This window comes from Burkholderia sp. 572, from assembly GCF_040545135.1.
Lineage (GTDB): Bacteria > Pseudomonadota > Gammaproteobacteria > Burkholderiales > Burkholderiaceae > Burkholderia > Burkholderia cepacia.
Genome location: NZ_JBEPLH010000010.1, coordinates 137230 through 155324, shown reverse-complemented (window position 1 = coordinate 155324; position 18095 = coordinate 137230). Strand labels below are relative to the sequence as shown.

General features: G+C 66.6%; 14 protein-coding genes and 1 tRNA gene. 6 read left to right on the top strand and 9 right to left on the bottom strand.

Annotation, left to right across the window (positions count from 1 at the left end):
• Window position 1: 1 nt before the first annotated feature.
• The 3 genes from ABIC51_RS20390 to ABIC51_RS20380 form a co-directional block, all read right to left on the bottom strand.
• On the bottom strand, window positions 2-1216 hold the full coding sequence (locus ABIC51_RS20390) for a tyrosine-type recombinase/integrase (protein ID WP_354006603.1): 1215 nt from the start codon (window positions 1214-1216) through the stop codon (window positions 2-4).
• A 163-nt stretch (window positions 1217-1379) separates the two neighbouring features.
• Window positions 1380-1454: transfer RNA gene (locus ABIC51_RS20385), tRNA-Arg, on the bottom strand.
• Between the two features lie 150 nt (window positions 1455-1604).
• On the bottom strand, window positions 1605-1787 hold the full coding sequence (locus ABIC51_RS20380; RefSeq protein WP_060319497.1) for a rubredoxin: 183 nt from the start codon (window positions 1785-1787) through the stop codon (window positions 1605-1607).
• A 200-nt stretch (window positions 1788-1987) separates the two neighbouring features.
• Here ABIC51_RS20380 and ABIC51_RS20375 point away from each other — a divergent pair, with 200 nt between their 5' ends.
• The 5 genes from ABIC51_RS20375 to ABIC51_RS20355 all read left to right on the top strand — a co-directional run bounded on the left by ABIC51_RS20375 (window position 1988) and on the right by ABIC51_RS20355 (window position 9884).
• Window positions 1988-2392 carry a DUF4399 domain-containing protein gene (locus ABIC51_RS20375; protein WP_027786782.1) on the top strand — a complete coding sequence of 135 codons (405 nt, stop codon included), beginning with the start codon at window positions 1988-1990 and terminating at the stop codon, window positions 2390-2392.
• A gap of 209 nt (window positions 2393-2601) precedes the next feature.
• A complete protein-coding gene (locus tag ABIC51_RS20370; RefSeq protein ID WP_425126919.1) occupies window positions 2602-4551 on the top strand; it encodes an ATP-binding cassette domain-containing protein in 1950 nt (649 codons plus the stop codon).
• Between the two features lie 242 nt (window positions 4552-4793).
• Window positions 4794-6776, top strand: coding sequence for a DNA topoisomerase IV subunit B (gene parE / locus ABIC51_RS20365; RefSeq protein WP_027786784.1), 1983 nt, complete (start codon window positions 4794-4796; stop codon window positions 6774-6776).
• A 69-nt stretch (window positions 6777-6845) separates the two neighbouring features.
• The gene (gene parC / locus ABIC51_RS20360; RefSeq protein ID WP_059697995.1) at window positions 6846-9167 is read left to right on the top strand and encodes a DNA topoisomerase IV subunit A; all 2322 of its coding nucleotides are present in this window, start codon (window positions 6846-6848) and stop codon (window positions 9165-9167) included.
• A 258-nt stretch (window positions 9168-9425) separates the two neighbouring features.
• Entirely contained in the window at window positions 9426-9884 is a 459-nt protein-coding gene (locus ABIC51_RS20355; RefSeq protein WP_021158534.1) for a CopD family protein, read from the top strand.
• 49 nt (window positions 9885-9933) lie between these two features.
• Here ABIC51_RS20355 and ABIC51_RS20350 read toward each other — a convergent pair whose 3' ends face one another.
• Window positions 9934-10818, bottom strand: coding sequence for a LysR family transcriptional regulator (locus ABIC51_RS20350; protein WP_059697994.1), 885 nt, complete (start codon window positions 10816-10818; stop codon window positions 9934-9936).
• A gap of 113 nt (window positions 10819-10931) precedes the next feature.
• On the opposite strand from ABIC51_RS20350, the gene ABIC51_RS20345 reads away from it, so the two are divergent.
• Window positions 10932-11378: a multidrug/biocide efflux PACE transporter gene (locus ABIC51_RS20345; protein ID WP_059698014.1), complete on the top strand. Its 447-nt coding sequence runs from the start codon at window positions 10932-10934 to the stop codon at window positions 11376-11378.
• Window positions 11379-11423: 45 nt separating this feature from the next.
• Here ABIC51_RS20345 and ABIC51_RS20340 read toward each other — a convergent pair whose 3' ends face one another.
• The 5 genes from ABIC51_RS20340 to ABIC51_RS20320 form a co-directional block, all read right to left on the bottom strand.
• A complete protein-coding gene (locus ABIC51_RS20340) occupies window positions 11424-12632 on the bottom strand; it encodes a chromate transporter (RefSeq protein WP_027786787.1) in 1209 nt (402 codons plus the stop codon).
• Between the two features lie 196 nt (window positions 12633-12828).
• The gene (locus tag ABIC51_RS20335; protein WP_175898275.1) at window positions 12829-15168 is read right to left on the bottom strand and encodes a bifunctional diguanylate cyclase/phosphodiesterase; all 2340 of its coding nucleotides are present in this window, start codon (window positions 15166-15168) and stop codon (window positions 12829-12831) included.
• A 218-nt stretch (window positions 15169-15386) separates the two neighbouring features.
• Entirely contained in the window at window positions 15387-16268 is an 882-nt protein-coding gene (locus tag ABIC51_RS20330; RefSeq protein WP_175898277.1) for a PhzF family phenazine biosynthesis protein, read from the bottom strand.
• A 13-nt stretch (window positions 16269-16281) separates the two neighbouring features.
• A complete protein-coding gene (locus ABIC51_RS20325) occupies window positions 16282-16740 on the bottom strand; it encodes a RidA family protein (protein ID WP_006478174.1) in 459 nt (152 codons plus the stop codon).
• A 42-nt stretch (window positions 16741-16782) separates the two neighbouring features.
• Window positions 16783-17964, bottom strand: coding sequence for an aminotransferase-like domain-containing protein (locus tag ABIC51_RS20320; protein ID WP_021158541.1), 1182 nt, complete (start codon window positions 17962-17964; stop codon window positions 16783-16785).
• Window positions 17965-18095 lie beyond the last annotated feature (131 nt).

The window sequence follows — 18095 nt, the reverse complement described above, 5'->3', positions numbered from 1 at the left end:
ACTAGCGGGCTGACGCGATACGGACGACCGCCGCTCCTGCCTTGAGGTGGTCGAGGTGATCTCCCCATGCCTGCATCATTCGCCTGCGCTCCGGCAGATATTCGGCGTGAACGTAGGCTGCCGTCACCTGATTCCGTTCGGCGTGCGCCATCTGGCGCTCTACAACGTCCCGGCCGAAGCCGAGTTCACGCAGAGCCGTAGCAGCCAATCCGCGAAAGCCGTGCCCCGTCATCCGCGACTTGTAGCCCATGCGATAGAGCGCGTAGAGCATGGTGTTGTTCGAAATGTGGCTCCGGCCTTGCACGCTGTAGAACACGAAGCGATGTTGACCGTTGATCGCGCGGAGCTGGGCGAGCACGTCGAGCGCCTGTCGCGACAGCGGCACGATGTGCGGGTCGCGCATCTTCATGCGCTCCGGCGGCACGCGCCATTCGGCTGCGACATCGTCGAATTCCGACCACTCTGCACGGATCATTTCCGTTGTCCGCACGAAGGTCAGAGCCATCAGGCGGAGCGCGAGCCGGGTAACTAGGTCGCCTTGGTAGGCGTCAATGTCGCGCATGAGCTGCGGGATCTCCGTCGCCTTGACGCGGGCCATGTGTTGCACGCCGGGACCTTTCTTCAAGACCGTCTGCGCGTCGATGTCGGCCGCTGGATTCCTGGAGCATCGCCCAGTCATGATCCCGTACTGGAAGACCGCGCGAGAGCGCTGGAGAATCCGCTTCGCTGTCTCGCGCACCCCGCGCGCTTCAACCTCGCGAACGATGCTGAGCATCTGCGGCGAGTCGATCTCCGCGATCGGGCGAGGGCCGATCTTCGGGAACACGTCGACCTCAAGCGAATTCAGCACCTTCTCCGCGTAGCCGTCGCTCCAGCCCGGACGCTGAGAGTCGAACCACTCGCGGGCTACCGCTTCGAACGAGTTCGCCGCTGCGATCTCGGCGGCCCGTTTCGCATCCTTCTTCGCTTCGCCCGGATCGATGCCGGCCGCGATCTGCTCGCGGGCCTCGTCGCGTTTCTTCCGCGCCGTCGCAAGCGTGACGGCCGGATAGACGCCGAGCGCGAGCGTCTTCTGCTTGCCAAGGAAGCGGTAGGACAAGCGCCAGTACTTCGCGCCGTTCGGTTGGACGAGCAAGAACATTCCGTTGCCGTCCGTGAGTTTGTACGGGGCCGCGCTGGCCTTCGCGTTCCGTACCTGCACGTCAGTGAGAGGCATTGTTGGTATCTGTGTTGTTGGTATCTGCTGATACCAACAAAAATACCAACACTTTCTCCGGCTGTCACTGAGCAACCTTGGGTAACGATAGGAGCTAGATGGCCGTCAGACGGGCCTGAGCAGGGAGTTTCTTGTGAATCTTGGGGGAGGTTTGGGGCTTGGCTGGTCCCCCCGACAGGAATCGAACCTGTATCTAGCGCTTAGGAGGCGCTTGTTCTATCCATTGAACTACGGGGAGCGCCATGTCCGGGTGCTCGCACAAAAAACGCGAACCGGACGGCAGTGTGGACAGCGCGCAGAGTATAGCAAACGCGCGGCGCGTCGGCAGGGCGGAATGCACGCCGACGCGTGCGATCGCGCAATCAGCCGCGATCAGAACATCGTCGAATCAGAAATCGACGACAACAAAATCTTCCTTGCCCACGTCGCACAGCGGGCAGCGCCAGTCGGAGGGAATGTCGGCGAAACGGGTGCCGGGTGCGATGCCTTCGTCGGGCAGCCCTTCCGCTTCGTTGTAGACCCACCCGCAAATCAGGCAGACCCAGCTCTGGTATTCGGTGACTTCGCTCATGTGGCGCTCGGTAAAAATGGAAATCCGGTGATGCCGTCCGCGGCCTGGCCGGCGGACGAAAGGCGCAATGGTACCGGAATTTCGCCGAACGGCTCCGCAACGTCGTTTTAAACGTACGCATCGCGAACAACGCAACCGGAACACGCATGCCGTAAGTGCGGTGTATGCTTCCCGGGCTGTCCAACCATAAGGAGAATGCGATGCTGAACAAAAAGTGGATCGCGAGTGCGGTATGCGTGGCGGCGATGGCCGTGTCGACGGTCGCGCGGGCCGAGGCGCGCGTGTTTTTCGAAGCGCCGAGAGACGGCGCGACGGTGTCGAATCCGGTGCTCGTGAAGTTCGGGCTCGAAGGGATGGCGCTTCGGCCCGCCGGCGACATGACGCCGGATACCGGCCATCATCATCTGCTGATCGACGGCCGGCCGATTCCGAAGGGCGACGTGATTCCCGCGGGCGAACGTTCGCTGCACTTCGGCAAGGCGCAGACCGAAACCGAGCTCAGGCTGCCGCCCGGCCAGCACACGCTGACGCTGCAGTTTGGCGACGGCGCGCACCGCTCGTACGGTCCCGAAATGAGCTCGACGATCTCCGTGAACGTCAAGTAAGCACGCATTTCCGCGAGGGCGGCCGTGCCGTCCTCGCGACGGAGTGAGCCCGCGCCTGCAGGCGCGGGCGCCCGCCGCACGCGCGGCACTCGACCTCCGGCAACCGGCCCGCGCGACCGGTCTTGCACCTTATCCGTCCGGCCATACCGGTGCCGGCGCCCGCGACCGGTACAATGGGCGCTTCCGATTTCTCTCTTCGCCGTCTCCCCATGTCGCTCTATTCCATTACCGGCGCGCAGCTCGCGTTCGGTCACGTCGCGTTGCTCGATCACGCGGATTTCTCGCTGGAAGCCGGCGAGCGCGTCGGCCTGATCGGCCGCAACGGCGCGGGCAAGTCGTCGCTGCTGAAGATCGTCGCCGGGCTCGCGAAGCCCGACGACGGGCTGGTCACGCGCCAGCAGGAGCTCGTGACCGTCTATGTGCCGCAGGAGCCCGAGTTCGAGCCGGGCGCGACGGTGTTCGAGGCGGTCGCGTCGGGGCTCGCGCACACGCGTGAAGTGCTCGAAGAATACGATTCGATCGCGCACCGCCTCGCGGATACGCCCGAAGGCGCCGAACACGATGCGTTGCTCGCGCGGATGAACGCGCTGCAGTCGTTGCTCGACGCGCACGACGCGTGGAACTGGCGCACGCGCGTGTCGATGACGCTCGCGCAGATCGGCCTGGCGGACGTCGACGCGCGCGTCGACGCGCTGTCGGGCGGGATGCAGAAGCGGGTCGCGCTGGCGCGCGCGCTGGTGTTGCAGCCCGACGTGCTGCTGCTCGACGAACCGACCAACCACCTCGACTTCGACGGCATCCGCTGGCTGGAAGAGCTGCTCGTCGCGCAGCGCGCGGGCCTGCTGTTCATCACGCACGATCGCGCGTTCCTCGACCGCGTCGCGACGCGCATTGTCGATCTCGACCGCGGCCGGCTGTTGTCGTACCCGGGCAATTTCTCGGCGTACCAGACGCGCAAGGCGCAGCAGCTCGAAGTCGAGCGCGTGGAAAACGAGAAGTTCGACAAGCTGCTCGCGCAGGAGGAAGTGTGGATCCGCAAGGGGGTCGAAGCGCGCCGCACGCGCAGCGTCGGCCGCATCGCGCGGCTCGTGCAGATGCGCAACGAGCGCGCGGAGCGCCGCAATTCGCAGGGCAACGTGAAGCTCGACGTCGCGCAGGGCGAGAAGTCCGGCAAGATCGTCGCGGAGCTGACCGACGTGACGAAGCGCTACGGCGGCCGCACGGTCGTCGATCGCTTCTCGACGACGGTGATGCGCGGCGACAAGATCGGCTTCATCGGCCCGAACGGCGCCGGCAAGACGACGCTGCTCAAGCTGATTCTCGGCGAACTGAAGCCCGACGAAGGCACGGTGCGCACCGGCACGAACCTGCAGGTCGCGTATTTCGACCAGATGCGCGCGCAGCTCGACCAGGAAAAGAGCCTCGCGGATACCATCAGCCCCGGCAGCGAATGGGTCGAGATCGGCGGCGTGCGCAAGCACGTGATGAGCTATCTCGGCGATTTCCTGTTCGCGCCGGAGCGCGCGCGTTCGCCGGTGAAGTCGCTGTCGGGCGGCGAGCGCAACCGGCTGCTGCTTGCGCGCCTGTTCGCGCGTCCGGCCAACGTGCTGGTGCTCGACGAACCGACCAACGACCTCGACATCCCGACGCTCGAACTGCTCGAGGAGCTGCTGGCCGACTACGACGGCACGGTGCTGCTCGTCAGCCACGATCGCGCGTTCCTCGACAACGTCGTGACGTCGGTGATCGCGTCCGAGGGCGACGGCAAGTGGCGTGAATATGTCGGCGGCTTCACCGACTGGCAGATCCAGAGCGCGCGCGCGGATCAGCTCGCGCAGCAGGAAGCCGCGAAGCGCGCGGTGAAGGAAGCTGCACCCGTCAAGGAGGAGCCGGCAAAAAGCGCCGCGGGCCGCAATGCGCAGCGCACGGTGAAGCTGTCGTTCAATGAGCAGCGCGAGCTCGATTCGCTGCCGGAGAAGATCGCCGCGCTCGAAGAGGAGCAGAGGACGATCAATGCCCGGCTCGAAGACGGTTCGATCTTCGCGAAGGATCCGCAGGAAGGCACGCGCCTGACCGAGCGGTTCGCGGCGATCGACGACGAATTGCTCGCGGCGCTCGAACGGTGGGAAACGCTCGAGGCGAAGCGCAAGCCGGCGTAATCCGCATGACGCGTCGCGCGGCCGGCGGCGGCCGCGCGCGATTGCGCGATTGGCGCGCCACGCGGAACCAGTAAAATACCGCGCGTCCCGGGCAGCGCAGCCAACGCCGCGCGCCCGCTTTCGGAGCAGTCCAAGCACACCGTTGTTTCGATTCGCTTTTTTACGGAACTCAACGTTTTGTCCACGACGTTATCCACACGAGGTGTGGACAACGTCCCGATGAATGACGAAATTCAGCGCCTATGTCAACGAAGAAACCCAGCGCGGCCTATAGCGAAGCATCGATCAAGGTGCTCAAGGGTCTCGAGCCGGTCAAGCAGCGGCCCGGCATGTACACCCGTACCGAGAATCCGCTGCACATCATCCAGGAAGTCATCGACAACGCGTCCGACGAAGCGCTCGGCGGCTACGGCAAGCAGATCACGGTCACGCTGCACGCCGACCAGTCGGTCTCGGTCGAAGACGACGGCCGCGGCATCCCGTTCGGCATGCACCCGGAAGAGGGTGTGCCGGTCGTCGAGATCGTATTCACGCGCCTGCACGCGGGCGGCAAGTTCGACAAGGCCGCGGGCGGCGCCTATACGTTCTCGGGCGGCCTGCACGGCGTCGGCGTGTCGGTGACGAACGCGCTCGCGACGCGCCTCGACGTCACCGTCTGGCGCGACGGCAAGATCGCGGAACTCGGCTTCGCCGAAGGCGATGTGGTGAAACCGCTCGCGACGCAGGGCGCGGGCCGCGGCGAAAAGAAATCCGGCACGCGCGTGCAGGTGTGGCCGAATCCGAAGTACTTCGACTCGCCGAACCTGCCGCTCGGCGAGCTGCAGCGCCTGCTGCGCTCGAAGGCCGTGCTGCTGCCGGGCGTCGAGGTCGTGCTCGTCAACGAAAAGAGCGGCGAGCGCCAGACGTGGAAATATGAAGACGGCCTGCGCGGCTACCTGCTCGACGAAATGAACGGCAGCGAGTTGCTGATCCCGTTGTTCGAAGGCGAGCGTTTCGCCGATTCGCGTTCGGGCGACGACACCTTCGCCGAAGGCGAGGGCGCGTCGTGGGTCGTCGCCTGGAGCGAGGAAGGTTCGCTCGTGCGCGAGTCGTACGTGAACCTGATCCCGACGCCGGCCGGCGGCACGCATGAATCCGGCCTGCGCGACGGTCTCTACCAGGCGGTGAAAAGCTTCGTCGAACTGCACAACCTGCAGCCGAAGGGCGTGAAGCTGCTCGCGGAAGACGTATTCGCGCGCGTGTCGTTCGTGCTGTCGGCGAAGGTGCTCGATCCGCAGTTCCAGGGGCAGATCAAGGAGCGCCTGAACAGCCGCGACGCGGTGAAGCTCGTGTCGTCGTTCTCGCGTCCGGCGCTGGAGCTGTGGCTGAACCAGCACGTCGAGCACGGCAAGAAGCTCGCCGAACTCGTGATCAAGCAGGCCCAGGCGCGCACGCGCGCGGGCCAGAAGGTCGAGAAGCGCAAGAGCTCGGGCGTCGCGGTGCTGCCCGGCAAGCTGACCGACTGCGAAACCGAGGACATCACGCGCAACGAGCTGTTCCTCGTCGAGGGCGACTCGGCGGGCGGTTCCGCGAAGATGGGCCGCGACAAGGAATACCAGGCGATCCTGCCGCTGCGCGGCAAGGTGCTGAATACCTGGGAAACCGAGCGCGACCGCCTGTTCGCGAACAACGAGGTGCACGACATCTCGGTGGCGATCGGCGTCGATCCGCACAGCCCCGATGAAAGCGTCGACCTGTCGAACCTGCGCTACGGCAAGATCTGCATCCTGTCGGACGCGGACGTCGACGGCTCGCACATCCAGGTGCTGCTGCTCACGCTGTTCTTCAAGCATTTCCCGCAACTGATCGAGCGCGGCCACGTGTGCGTCGCGCGGCCGCCGCTGTTCCGCGTCGATGCGCCGGCACGCGGCAAGAAGGCGGCGCAGAAGCTCTATGCGCTCGACGAGGGCGAACTGGAAGCGATTCTCGACAAGCTGCGCAAGGACGGCGTGCGCGAGACGCAATGGAGCATCAGCCGCTTCAAGGGGCTCGGCGAAATGAGCGCCGAGCAGCTGTGGGATACCACGATGAACCCCGACACGCGCCGCCTGATGCCGGTGAAGCTCGGCGAACTCGACTACGAGGCGACCGTCGCGCGCATGACGATGCTGATGGGCAAGGGCGAGGCAGCCGCGCGACGCGGCTGGCTCGAGGAAAAGGGCAACGACGTCGAAGCGGACATTTAAGCCGGGAATCCGCGCGGCCGGGCATGACGCCCGGCCCGGCCTCACGCCACTTACGAATACGGAATTCAGATGGACGACAACACCTCCGATCTCTTTGCCGACTCCGGCGCGCCAGAGAGCGATGCGCTGACGCTCGGCAACTACGCGGAGCAGGCGTATCTCAGCTACGCGGTCAGCGTCGTGAAGAGCCGCGCGCTGCCCGACGTGTGCGACGGCCAGAAGCCGGTGCAGCGCCGGATCCTGTTCGCGATGAACGAAATGGGCCTCGGCCCGGACGCGAAGCCGGTGAAGTCGGCGCGCGTCGTGGGCGACGTGCTCGGTAAATACCACCCGCACGGCGACCAGTCGGCGTACGACGCGCTCGTGCGTCTCGCGCAGGATTTCTCGCTGCGCTACCCGCTGATCGACGGGCAGGGCAACTTCGGCTCGCGCGACGGCGACGGCGCGGCGGCGATGCGATACACCGAAGCGCGGCTCACGCCGATCTCGAAGCTGCTGCTCGACGAGATCGACCAGGGCACGGTCGACTTCATGCCGAACTACGACGGCTCGTTCGAGGAGCCGAAGACGCTGCCGAGCCGCATGCCGTTCGTGCTGCTGAACGGCGCGTCGGGTATCGCGGTCGGTCTCGCCACCGAGATTCCGTCGCACAACCTGCGCGAGGTCGCGGCGGCGGCGGTCGCGTTGATCCGCAATCCGAAGCTCTCGCACGCGGAGCTGATGAACCTGATCCCCGGCCCGGATTTCCCGGGCGGCGGCCAGATCATCTCGAGCGACACGGAAATCGCGGCGGCCTATGAAACGGGCCGTGGCAGCCTGAAGGTGCGCGCACGCTGGAAGATCGAGGATCTCGCGCGCGGCCAGTGGCAACTGGTCGTCACCGAGCTGCCGCCGAACACGTCGGGCCAGAAGGTGCTCGAGGAAATCGAGGAGCTGACGAACCCGAAGCTCAAGCTCGGCAAGAAGACGCTCACGCCCGAGCAGCTCAACACGAAGAAGGCGATGCTCGACCTGCTCGACGCGGTGCGCGACGAGTCGGGCAAGGAAGCGGCGGTGCGGCTCGTGTTCGAGCCGAAGTCGCGCACGATCGACCAGACGGAATTCGTGAACACGCTGCTCGCGTACACGAGCCTCGAGTCGAACGCGACGCTGAACCTCGTGATGATCGGCGCCGATGGCCGGCCGGGCCAGAAGGGCCTGCTGACGATCCTCGACGAATGGGTGAAGTTCCGCCAGCTGACGATGACGCGCCGTTGCCGCCATCGTCTCGCGAAGGTCGACGACCGCATCCACATCCTCGAAGGGCGGATGATCGTCTTCCTGAACATCGACGAGGTGATCCGCATCATCCGCGAGTCGGACGAGCCGAAGGCCGCGCTGATGAGCGCGTTCGGTCTCAGCGAACGGCAGGCGGAAGACATTCTCGAAATCCGGCTGCGCCAGCTCGCGCGGCTCGAGAAGATCAAGATCGAGAAGGAACTCGAAGCGCTGCGCGACGAGAAGGCGAAGCTCGAGGAACTGCTCGCGAACGAAAGCGCGATGAAGCGGCTGATGATCAAGGAGATCGAGGCCGACGCGAAGCAGTACGGCGACGATCGCCGCACGCTGATCCAGCAGGAAAAGCGCGCGACGTTCGAGGCGAAGGTGGTCGACGAACCGGTGACGGTGGTCGTGTCGCAGAAGGGCTGGGTGCGTGCGCTGAAGGGCCACGGGCTCGACCCGGCCGGCTTCACGTTCAAGGCCGGCGACCATCTGTACGCGGCGTTCCAGTGCCGCACGCCGGATCGCCTGATCGCGTGGGGCAGCAGCGGCCGCGTGTACTCGGTCGACGTGTCGGTGCTGCCGGGCGGGCGCGGTGACGGCGTGCCGGTCACATCGCTGATCGAGCTCGAATCGGGCTCGCACCTGATGCACTACTACGCGGCGCCGGCCGACCAGCAACTGCTGCTCGCGTCGAGCAACGGCTTCGGCTTCCTCGCGAAGGTCGGCGACATGGTGAGCCGGGTGAAGGCCGGCAAGTCGTTCATGACCATCGATGCGGGCGCGGTGCCGCTCGCGCCGATGCCGGTGCTGCCGAACGCGACGCAGGTCGCGTGCCTGTCGAGCGGCGGCCGCCTGCTGGTGTTCGGGATGGACGAGATGAAGACGCTGTCCGGCGGCGGTCGCGGCGTGATCCTGATGGCGCTCGACGACAAGGAAACGCTCGTTCAGGCGCTCGCGATCGATCCGGCCGGCGTCGTGCTGATCGGTACCGGCCGCGGCGGCAAGGCGCAGGACGAGACGCTGTCGTACGCGGGGCTGGCGCCGCACGTCGGCAAGCGCGCACGCAAGGGCCGCGCACCGGAGACGAAGCTCAAGGTCGTCAACGAGCTGCGTCCGCTGCTCGGCTGACGCGACGCACGATCGATCGACCGGCCGGCCGATTCGGCCGTGATCGAAGGCCGCACCTCCGCTTCGGCGGGCGTGCGGCCTGTTCTTTTTGAGCGGGCATTCGGGTAAGCAAGCGTGGCGCTGTCACGCGGAACTTGCAAAATAGTGTGAAATCGCGCCTGGGGTCTGAACCGGGCGGCGACAATCCGGTCGAACGTCGCTCGATGCCGCGTGCGACGCGGCCGTTCGCCGTACCCCACTCCTCACAGGATTGCCCTCATGTCCCATGCTGTCTCCGTCGCGCTGTTTCTTCATCTGCTGGCCGTCGCCGTGTGGGTGGGCGGGATGGTCTTCGCCAACTTCTGCCTGCGTCCGGCGCTGTCCGACCTGTCGCCGCAGCTTCGGTTGCCGCTGATCGAAGGCGTGTTCGGCCGCTTCTTCAACTGGGTGTCGGGCGCCGTGATCGTGATCCTGCTGTCCGGCGGCTTCCTGCTCGTGGAATTCGGCGGCGCGCACGCAACGTGGTCGCTGCACGCGATGGCCGGGCTCGGCGTCGTGATGATGCTGATCTTCGGGCATATCCGGTTCGCGCTGTTCCCGCGCATCCGTCGTGCGGTGCAGGCGCAGAAGTGGCCGGACGGCGCGCGCGCGGTGAATACGGTGCGCCTGCTCGTCCTCGTGAACCTCGTGCTCGGCGTCGTGACGATCGGCGCGGCGGTGTTGTCGCGCGGGTTCTGACCTGTCGGTGCCGGCCGGCGCGCAGCCGCCGGCGCATCGGCCTGCGTCGCTACGCGGCCAGCATCGCATCGAGCAGCCATGAGCCGACCGGGCCGAGCGGCCGGTTGCGCGACCAGACCGCATCGACCCGCACGCGGCGCGGCCAGCCGCGCGCACGCAGTTCGCACAGGCGATCGCGCGCAAAGTGGTCGACCATCCAGCGCGGCAGTTCGGCCCAGCCGAACCCCTGCACGGCCATCTCCAGCAGCATCAGGTAGCTCGGCGCCAGCCAGTGGTGCGTGCCGACGACGATCCGGTCGCCGGTGCCGCGACCTTCCGGTTTCACATAGGTATTGAGGCGCAGTTCGCGCACGTCGCGCAGCGCGGCGTGCGGCACGTCGGCGTCGCCGTATTCGGCGAGCGCGTGCATGCGGCCGACGAACAGCCCGATCTCCGATTCCTCCGCGATCGTCGCCGCGCCGATGTCGGCCGGGTAGGCCGCGCGCGCGGCCATCAGCCCGAGCTGCGCGCGTCCCTGCTGGATCAGGTCGAGCACGTCGTCGTGCTCGGCGATCTGGCACTCGAACTCGAGCGCCGGAAAGCGCCGCTCGAGCGCCATCAACGTTTCCTCGTAGCGCTTCGACTGGTACGTATCGGACACGACGAGCGTCAGCCGCGCTTCCTCGCCGCGCGCGAGCCGCGCGGCCGTGCGGTCGATTGCCGCGCCGGCCTCGAGTGCGCGCTGCACCTGCGGCAGCAGTGCCCGCCCGGCGTCGGTCAGCGTCGGCGTGCGCGTCGAGCGGTCGAACAACTGCACGCCGAGATCGATCTCGAGGTTCGCGATCGCCTCCGACACGGTCGACTGGCGCTTGCCGAGCTTGCGCGCGGCGGCCGTGAACGAACCGAGCAGCGCGGCTTCGGCGAATGCGAGCAGGGCTTCGGGGGCGTGGCGCATGCGGCGCTCCTGATGGCGTTATATCGGAAAAACCGATGATATCAAACTGGATTCATACGGTTGTGCCGATCAAAATGGCCGCCATCAACGAAGCAGACGAATCGGAGGGAATCATGAAACAGGTCAACAAAACGGTGACGGAACGGTTGCTGCATGCACTGACGTTCGAACTGGTCGCGATCGCGCTGTGCGCGCCGCTCGGCGCGTGGCTGCTCGACATGCCGGTGTCGCACGTCGGTGTGCTGACGGTGATGGTGTCGCTGATCGCGATGGCGTGGAACATGGCGTTCAATACGCTGTTCGACCGCGTCGAGCGACGCGCGGGGTGGTCGCGCACGCTCGGCGTACGGATCGCGCACGCGGCCTTGTTCGAGCTCGGCCTCGTCGTGCTGGTGGTGCCGGTCGCCGCGTGGTGGCTGAACGTGAGCCTCGTCGAGGCGCTGCTGCTCGACCTCGGTATCGTGCTGTTCTTCCTGCCTTACACGTTCGCCTTCAACCTTGCGTACGACGCGCTGCGCGCCCGCTGGATGGCACGCCGGGTCGCGGTGCAGGCAGGGTAAGGACGGGCGAATGCCGGTCAAGGCCGACGGGGCGGCCGCCGCCCGTCAGCGCGCGGCGGCCCACAGCCACACGCCGCACGCAACCGCGACCGTGCCGTACACGGCATAGACGGGCACCTTGAAGCGCGCGAAGCAAAGCGTCGCGAAGGCGCCCGTCAGCCAGTAAACGGGGTCGGCCGGTTCTCGGTGCAGGATCCTCACGACCGCGACGACGAGAAAACCCGTGGTCGCCGCGCGCAGCAGGCGCATCCCGTGCTCGAAACGCGAATGGCGCTTGAGCCGGGACAGATGGTTCTGCGCAAACACGACGAGGCAGCCCGACGGAATGAACAGCGCGGCCGTCGCGAGCAGCGCGCCGACCCAGCCGTCGGTCAGGTAGCCGAGAAACGGCACGACGTTCAGCAGCGGCCCGGGCGCGACGGGCGACAGCGCGAACGCAAGCGTGAAGTCGTGATCGGAGATGCCGGTTGCCGGCGTGACGAACAGCGTCTTGAGCACGGGCAGCGCGGAAAAGCCGCCGCCGAACAGCGTCATGCCGGCGCCGGCGAGGCGCGGCCACAGCAGCGTCGCCTGGTAATCGCCGGGCAGCGGCACCGCGAACAGCGTGACGAGCACGCCGAGCAGCACGAGCAGGTTGCGGTCGCGGGCCGACAGCGTGAAATCGACCGCGTCGCGCTGCGGCGGCCCGGTCAGCCAGCCCGCCGCGAATGCGGCGAAAAGAATCCCGACGAAAGCGGCCGGATTATGCGCGAAAGCAAGCAGAATCGTCGACAGCGCGGCGATCAGCTGTTCGCCCCGTGTGCGCGCGAGCGAGCGCAACTGCTTGACCCACGTGACGCCGATCAGTGCGGCGAGCACCATCCCGAAGTGATTGATCAGCATCGGCGCCGCCAGCGAGCGCACGAATGGCGTGCGATAGAAGATCGCGAACAGCGTCATCAGGATGGAGAAGGGCAGCACGCTCGCGATGCCGGCAACCCATGCGCCGACGCGGCCATGCAGTATCTGGCCGACCTGTACCGCCACGTTGCAGCCTACGGGGCCCGGCACGAGCCAGGCCAGCGCGACGAGATCGCCGAATACGTGAGGCTCGATGCGCTGCAGCCGCTCCACGTAGTGGCGTTCGAGCTGCGCCATCATCGAAAGCCCGCCCCACGAGACCGCCGAAATGCTGGCAACGACCTTGAACAGGTCCCACAGGGAAGCCTGTGCCTGTTCGACATCAGCGGTCGCTTCGATTTCGACGGTTGTCATCTTGGTGGTATGGGCTCGGGGCCCGATCTCTCGCGTATGGCCATGCCGGCGGCCCGCCGACACGTTGCCCCTCCCGATTGTCCGCCGCGCATCGTGACACGACCATGAGCGAAAACGCTAGTTCATGAACCGGACAATCGGATCGGAAAACGAAACAATGACGGTGCACGCAACGCCCGCCACGGCTACGGTGCGCTTACGCGCCCGTGCTGCCCGTCGCGCGGTGCGTGATCACGTTCGGTGAATCGCTGCGCACGCCGAAGCGTGCGATCAGCGCGGGAATCGCGTCGGCCGGCACCGGTCGCGAGAACAGGAAGCCCTGCGCTTCGATCTCGCCGAGCGCGGACAGCCACGTGATCTGCTCCTCGGTTTCCGTGCCCTCGACGACGACGGTCAGCCCGAGCGAGCGCGCGAGATGCACGATCGACGACACCATCACGCACACGCTGCGATCGTTCGGGATCGCCTGCACGAACGAGCGGTCGACCTTCAGCGTGTCGACTGAGAAGCGGTGCAGGTACGACAGCGACGAATAGCCGGTGCCGAAATCGTCGAGTGCGATCCGGATGCCGAGTTTCTTCAGTGCGACGATCTTCTCGGACACGAGCTCCGGATATTCCATCATCGCGGTTTCGGTGATCTCGATTTCGAGCCGGTTCGCGTCGATGCCGGTTTCCTGCAGCGTGCTCGAGATCGTCTCGATCAGATCGCCGCGCCAGAACTGCACCGGCGAGATGTTGACCGCGAGCGTCAGCGTATCGTGGCCCTCGTCGCGCCAGCGTGCGATCTGCTCGCACGCGGTGCGGATCACGAAGTCGCCGATCGGCACGATCAGGCCGGTCGATTCGGCAATCGAAATGAATTCGTTCGCGGAGATGATCCCGTGCTCCGGGTGATCCCAGCGCGCGAGCGCCTCGAAGCCGGTGATGTGGCGGTGCGTGAGGTCGATCTTCGGCTGGTATGCGAGGAACAGCTGCCCCTCGGCGAGCGCGACGCGGAGTTGCTGTTCCCAGCGCATCAGGTGGTCGGCGCGGTGCGACAGGTGCGGCGCGTAGAACTGATAGCAGTTCTTGCCGGCGTCCTTCGCGCTGTACATCGCGAGATCGGCCTTCTTCAGCAGGTCGATCTCGCTTTCGTTCGCGACCGTGTGCAGCGCGATGCCGATGCTCGCGTGCAGGACGAACGAGCTGCCGCGCACGTCGAACGGTTCGCTGAACATCCGGATGATCGCTTCCGCGAGCCGCACCGCGCGCCGCTCGACGTCGTCGCCCTTCATCACGACGACGAACTCGTCGCCGCCGATCCGCGCGAGCGAGCCTTCGTCGCCGACCGCATCGGCCAGGCGCGACGCGGTCATCTGCAGCACGATGTCGCCGGCGTTGTGGCCGAGCGTGTCGTTGACGGTCTTGAAGTTGTCGAGGTCGATGAACAGCAGCCCGAGCCGCGACAGGCTCGTCGGCATCGACACGTCGTTGCGCAGCCCGCGCAGCGTCGCATAGCGGTTCGCGAGGCCGGTGAGCAGGTCGTATTCGGCGAGCTGCGTCATTTCCCGCTCGCGGCCGAGCAGCTTGCCGATCAGCCCCGTCGCGACGCCGAAGAACGCGAGCATCGCGAGCGTGATGAAGCTCGTCATCAGCAGGTAGACGTTGCGCGTGTGGTAGTAGTCCGCGAATTCCTCGGTCTGCGACAGCCCGACCATCACCGCGAGCGGGTAGCCGTCGAGGTGGCGGTACGACACGATGCGCGTCACGCCGTCGATCGGGTCGATGATCGTGCCCGTCACGCGCTCGGCGATCGGGTAGACGCCCGACGCCGAAAACGCGCCCGGCGCGTTGCTGACCGAGCCCGTGCGCCGCGCGAGCACGCCGCCCGTATCGGACACGACCGCGATCACGCCTTCCTTGCCGATCGCCGCGTTGTTGTAGAAGTCGTTCGTGAAGTAGCTCGGGTCTTCCGACACGACGACGATGCCCGCGAAGCTGCCGTCCGGGTTGTTCAGGCGGCGTGTCATCTGCAGCGTCCAGTGGCTCGATACGCGGCCGAGCACGGGCTTGCTGATGAAGAGGCGGTCGTCGTTGTGCGCGAGGTGGACCTTGAAGTGCTCGCGGTCGGACAGGTTGATCGGCTGCGGATGCAGCTCGGCCGTGTTCGCGAACAGGATGCCCTTCGCGTTGACGAGCGACACCTGGATCAGCGTGTCGCTCGGCACGACGCCTTTCTCGACGGCGCTCGCGAGGTTGAAGCGCGCGGGCGACTTCTCGAATTCGAACTTGACGAAGCGGGTGATCTGGTCGACCTGGTGGATCGCCTTGACCGTATGCTGCTCGAGCGCGGAGGACAGGATCGCCGCGGAAGCCGCCGCCTCCTTGTAGGCGCTGTCCTTTTCCACCGAGAGACGCGCGATGATCACAGCCCACAGCAGCGCAAGCGCCAGCATCCCGAGCAGCGGGATCGCAAATAGCGCACGCCGGCGCGATTTGCGCGGCGCGCGAAGCGGCCGGGTCGGCGGCGTGTGGTTGGACCGGGCGGAGCTCATCGAAGAGGGTGGCGTCCTGCTCGCGTGCGCCATCCGTCAGGATGGCTGGCTATGGTTCGGGTTGTCCCGACGTCTGTTCGTTCGCGGGACACGCAACCATGGACAGACCTCCGAAACAACGGATTAGGCCCGATATTACTGGCTGGAACGTTTTTGCGATAGTTGGGCGAAGCGTAGGGGGCGCCGGGCGGGCCGGCGCCATCGCACATCGCGAAATGTCACACGGGTGACAGGAAGGTGCCGTCGACGACCGTGACGACATGGCCGCCGATCCAGGTGGTGCCGTCTTCGGCATAGCTGACGAAGATGCGGCCGTCGCGGCCGATCGCCGTACCCTGGCGGGCCGTATACGACGGGCCGGGGGGGCGCTCCTGCCGCGTCAGCAGCCCCGCCAGTGCGGCGTTTGCGCTGCCGGTGACGGGATCCTCGCCGAAGCCGAAGTTGCCGCCCGTCATCAGGCAGCGGATTTCGAACGTCGCGGGGCCGCCTTCGGCGTGCGGTGCGTAGACCGCGAGGCCGTCCATGCCGTAACGGTGCGTGAGCGCCTCCAGCGCGGCCGGATCGGGCGACAGGCCGATGCACGCGTCGGCCGACTTCAGCCGCACGACCAGCCACGGCGCGCCGTTGTCGACCGCGCACGGCTCGGCTTCCAGGTCGATCGCGTCGCTGCGCAGCGCGGCAGCCAGCGCCGCGTAGTCCGAACGGGCGAGCGGCGTGACGCGGGCCGGCGGCGCGGCGAACGCCCAGCCGTCGGCCTGCTCGCGCAGCGCAACCAGGCCGACCCCGCACTGCTGGATCAGCCGGCCCGGCGTACGCGGCCGCGCGCCGCTTTCCAGGAACGCATGCGCGGTGCCGAGCGTCGGGTGGCCGGCGAACGGCAGTTCACCGGCCGTCGTGAAGATCCGGACGCGGTAGTCGGCTTCCGGATCGGTCGGCGTGCAGACGAACGTGGTTTCCGACAGGTTCGTCCAGCGGGCGATCTCGAGCATGGCGTCGTCGCCGAGCGAATCGGCGTCGAACACCACGGCGAGCGCGTTGCCCTTGAACGGCACCGACGTGAACACGTCGACCTGCTTGAAGCGGACGAGACGGCCGGGCACTGCGTTGCGCCCGTTACGCAACTTCGGCGATCAGCTCGATCTCGACGCACGCGCCGAGCGGGATCTGCGCGACGCCGAAAGCCGAGCGTGCGTGCTTGCCCGCGTCGCCGAACACTTCGGCGATCAGTTCCGACGCGCCGTTCGTCACGACGTGCTGTTCGGTGAAGTCGAGCGTCGAGTTGACGAGGCTCATCAGCTTGACGATGCGCGTGACCTTGTTCAGGTCGCCGGTGTGTGCGTGCAGCGTCGCGAGCAGGTCGATCGCGATCGAGCGCGCGGCCGCCTTGCCGTCTTCCGTCTGCAGATCCGCGCCGAGCTTGCCGGCCCAGACCTTGCCGTCCTTCTTCGCGATGTGGCCCGACAGGTAGACCGTATTGCCGCTTTGCGCGCTCATCACGTAGGCGGCGGCCGGTGCGCCGGCGGTCGGGAGCTCGATGCCGAGCGACTTCAGCTTGTCGTAAACGTTAGCCATGGATTCGATTCCTCGTAGAGAGTCGTGACAGGAAAAAGGGGATCAGAGGCGCTCGCGCAGCAGCTTGCCGAGGCGAGCGACGCCTTCCTCGATCTTCTCGGGCGGCACCGTCACGAACGACAGGCGCAGCGTGTTCTGCTGCGCGTTGTCCGCGAAGAACGGCGCGCCCGGCACGAAGGCGACGTGGTTGTCGACGGCCGCGGCGAGCAGCTTCATGCTGTCGATCTGCGCGGGCAGGTTCACCCAGATGAACATCCCGCCTTCCGGCCGGTTCCACGTGACGCCTTCCGGCATGTGGCGCTCGAGCGAGCCGAGCATCGCGTCGCACTGCGCGCTGTACAGCTCGCGGATCGTCGGGATGTGCTCGTCGAGGAAACCGTCCTTGATCACTTCGTGCGCGATGCGCTGCGTGAGCGTCGGCGTATGCAGGTCGGTGGCCTGCTTGGCCTGCACGAGCTTGAAGTGGAGTTCCTCGGGCGCAATGATGTAGCCGATCCGCAGGCCCGGCGCGAGCACCTTCGAGAACGTGCCGAGGTGCACGATATGATCGGGCGCCATCGACAGCATCGTCGGCAGCGGCTCGCCGCGGTAGTTCAGCGCGCCGTACGGATCGTCTTCCAGCACCGGGAACGGGCTCGACTGCGCGAACGCGGCGAGCGCGCGGCGGCGCTCGACGGGCAGGCGGCGGCCGGTCGGGTTCTGGAAGTTCGGCTGCGCGTACAGCAGGCGCGCGCCTTGCGTGAGTTCGGGCGTCAGGCCTTCCGGCAGCAGGCCCTGCTCGTCGGTCGGCACCTGCACGTAGCGCGGCTCGTACAGCGAGAACGACTGCAGTGCGCCGAGGTAGGTCGGGGTTTCGACGAGGATCGGGCTGCCCGGATCGACGAGCGCCTTGCCGAGCAGGTCGAGCGCCTGCTGCGAGCCGGTCGTGATCAGCACCTGCGACACGCGCACGCTGTAGCGCTCGGCGATCCATTCGCGCAGCGGCAGGTAGCCTTCGGTTGCGCTGTACTGGAGCGCGGCGGCCGGCGCGTCGCGCAGCACGCGATCGGCGGCGGCGCGCATGCGTTCGGCCGGGAACGTCGCGGGGGCGGGCAGGCCGCCGGCGAACGAGATGACCTCGGGGCGTTCCGTGACCTTCAGGATTTCGCGGATCGCAGAGCTCGTCAGCTTGCGGGCGCGTTCGGAAAGCTGCCAGTGCGGCGGATGCAGGTCGCTCGGATTCATAGTCTCCTCGTTCGGATATCGTGGTCAGTCAAGAAAGGTCGTTCGGGCAAATCGCTTCGACGCTGCCGGGTGGGCATGCGCGAGCGCGATCGAGCCTTCGCGGCCGGGTGGGCAAAACCGATCAGGCAAAA

Excerpts from the sequence above, each read along its gene's own strand:
- ABIC51_RS20370 (WP_425126919.1), top strand. The coding sequence starts at position 2,602 with ATGTCGCTCTATTCCATTACCGGCGCGCAGCTCGCGTTCGGTCACGTC.
- ABIC51_RS20345 (WP_059698014.1), top strand. The coding sequence starts at position 10,932 with ATGAAACAGGTCAACAAAACGGTGACGGAACGGTTGCTGCATGCACTG.
- parE (WP_027786784.1), top strand. The coding sequence starts at position 4,794 with ATGTCAACGAAGAAACCCAGCGCGGCCTATAGCGAAGCATCGATCAAG.
- ABIC51_RS20350 (WP_059697994.1), bottom strand. The coding sequence starts at position 10,818 with ATGCGCCACGCCCCCGAAGCCCTGCTCGCATTCGCCGAAGCCGCGCTG.
- ABIC51_RS20325 (WP_006478174.1), bottom strand. The coding sequence starts at position 16,740 with ATGGCTAACGTTTACGACAAGCTGAAGTCGCTCGGCATCGAGCTCCCG.
- ABIC51_RS20380 (WP_060319497.1), bottom strand. The coding sequence starts at position 1,787 with ATGAGCGAAGTCACCGAATACCAGAGCTGGGTCTGCCTGATTTGCGGG.
- parC (WP_059697995.1), top strand. The coding sequence starts at position 6,846 with ATGGACGACAACACCTCCGATCTCTTTGCCGACTCCGGCGCGCCAGAG.
- ABIC51_RS20335 (WP_175898275.1), bottom strand. The coding sequence starts at position 15,168 with ATGAGCTCCGCCCGGTCCAACCACACGCCGCCGACCCGGCCGCTTCGC.
- ABIC51_RS20340 (WP_027786787.1), bottom strand. The coding sequence starts at position 12,632 with ATGACAACCGTCGAAATCGAAGCGACCGCTGATGTCGAACAGGCACAG.
- ABIC51_RS20320 (WP_021158541.1), bottom strand. The coding sequence starts at position 17,964 with ATGAATCCGAGCGACCTGCATCCGCCGCACTGGCAGCTTTCCGAACGC.
- ABIC51_RS20355 (WP_021158534.1), top strand. The coding sequence starts at position 9,426 with ATGTCCCATGCTGTCTCCGTCGCGCTGTTTCTTCATCTGCTGGCCGTC.
- ABIC51_RS20390 (WP_354006603.1), bottom strand. The coding sequence starts at position 1,216 with ATGCCTCTCACTGACGTGCAGGTACGGAACGCGAAGGCCAGCGCGGCC.
- ABIC51_RS20375 (WP_027786782.1), top strand. The coding sequence starts at position 1,988 with ATGCTGAACAAAAAGTGGATCGCGAGTGCGGTATGCGTGGCGGCGATG.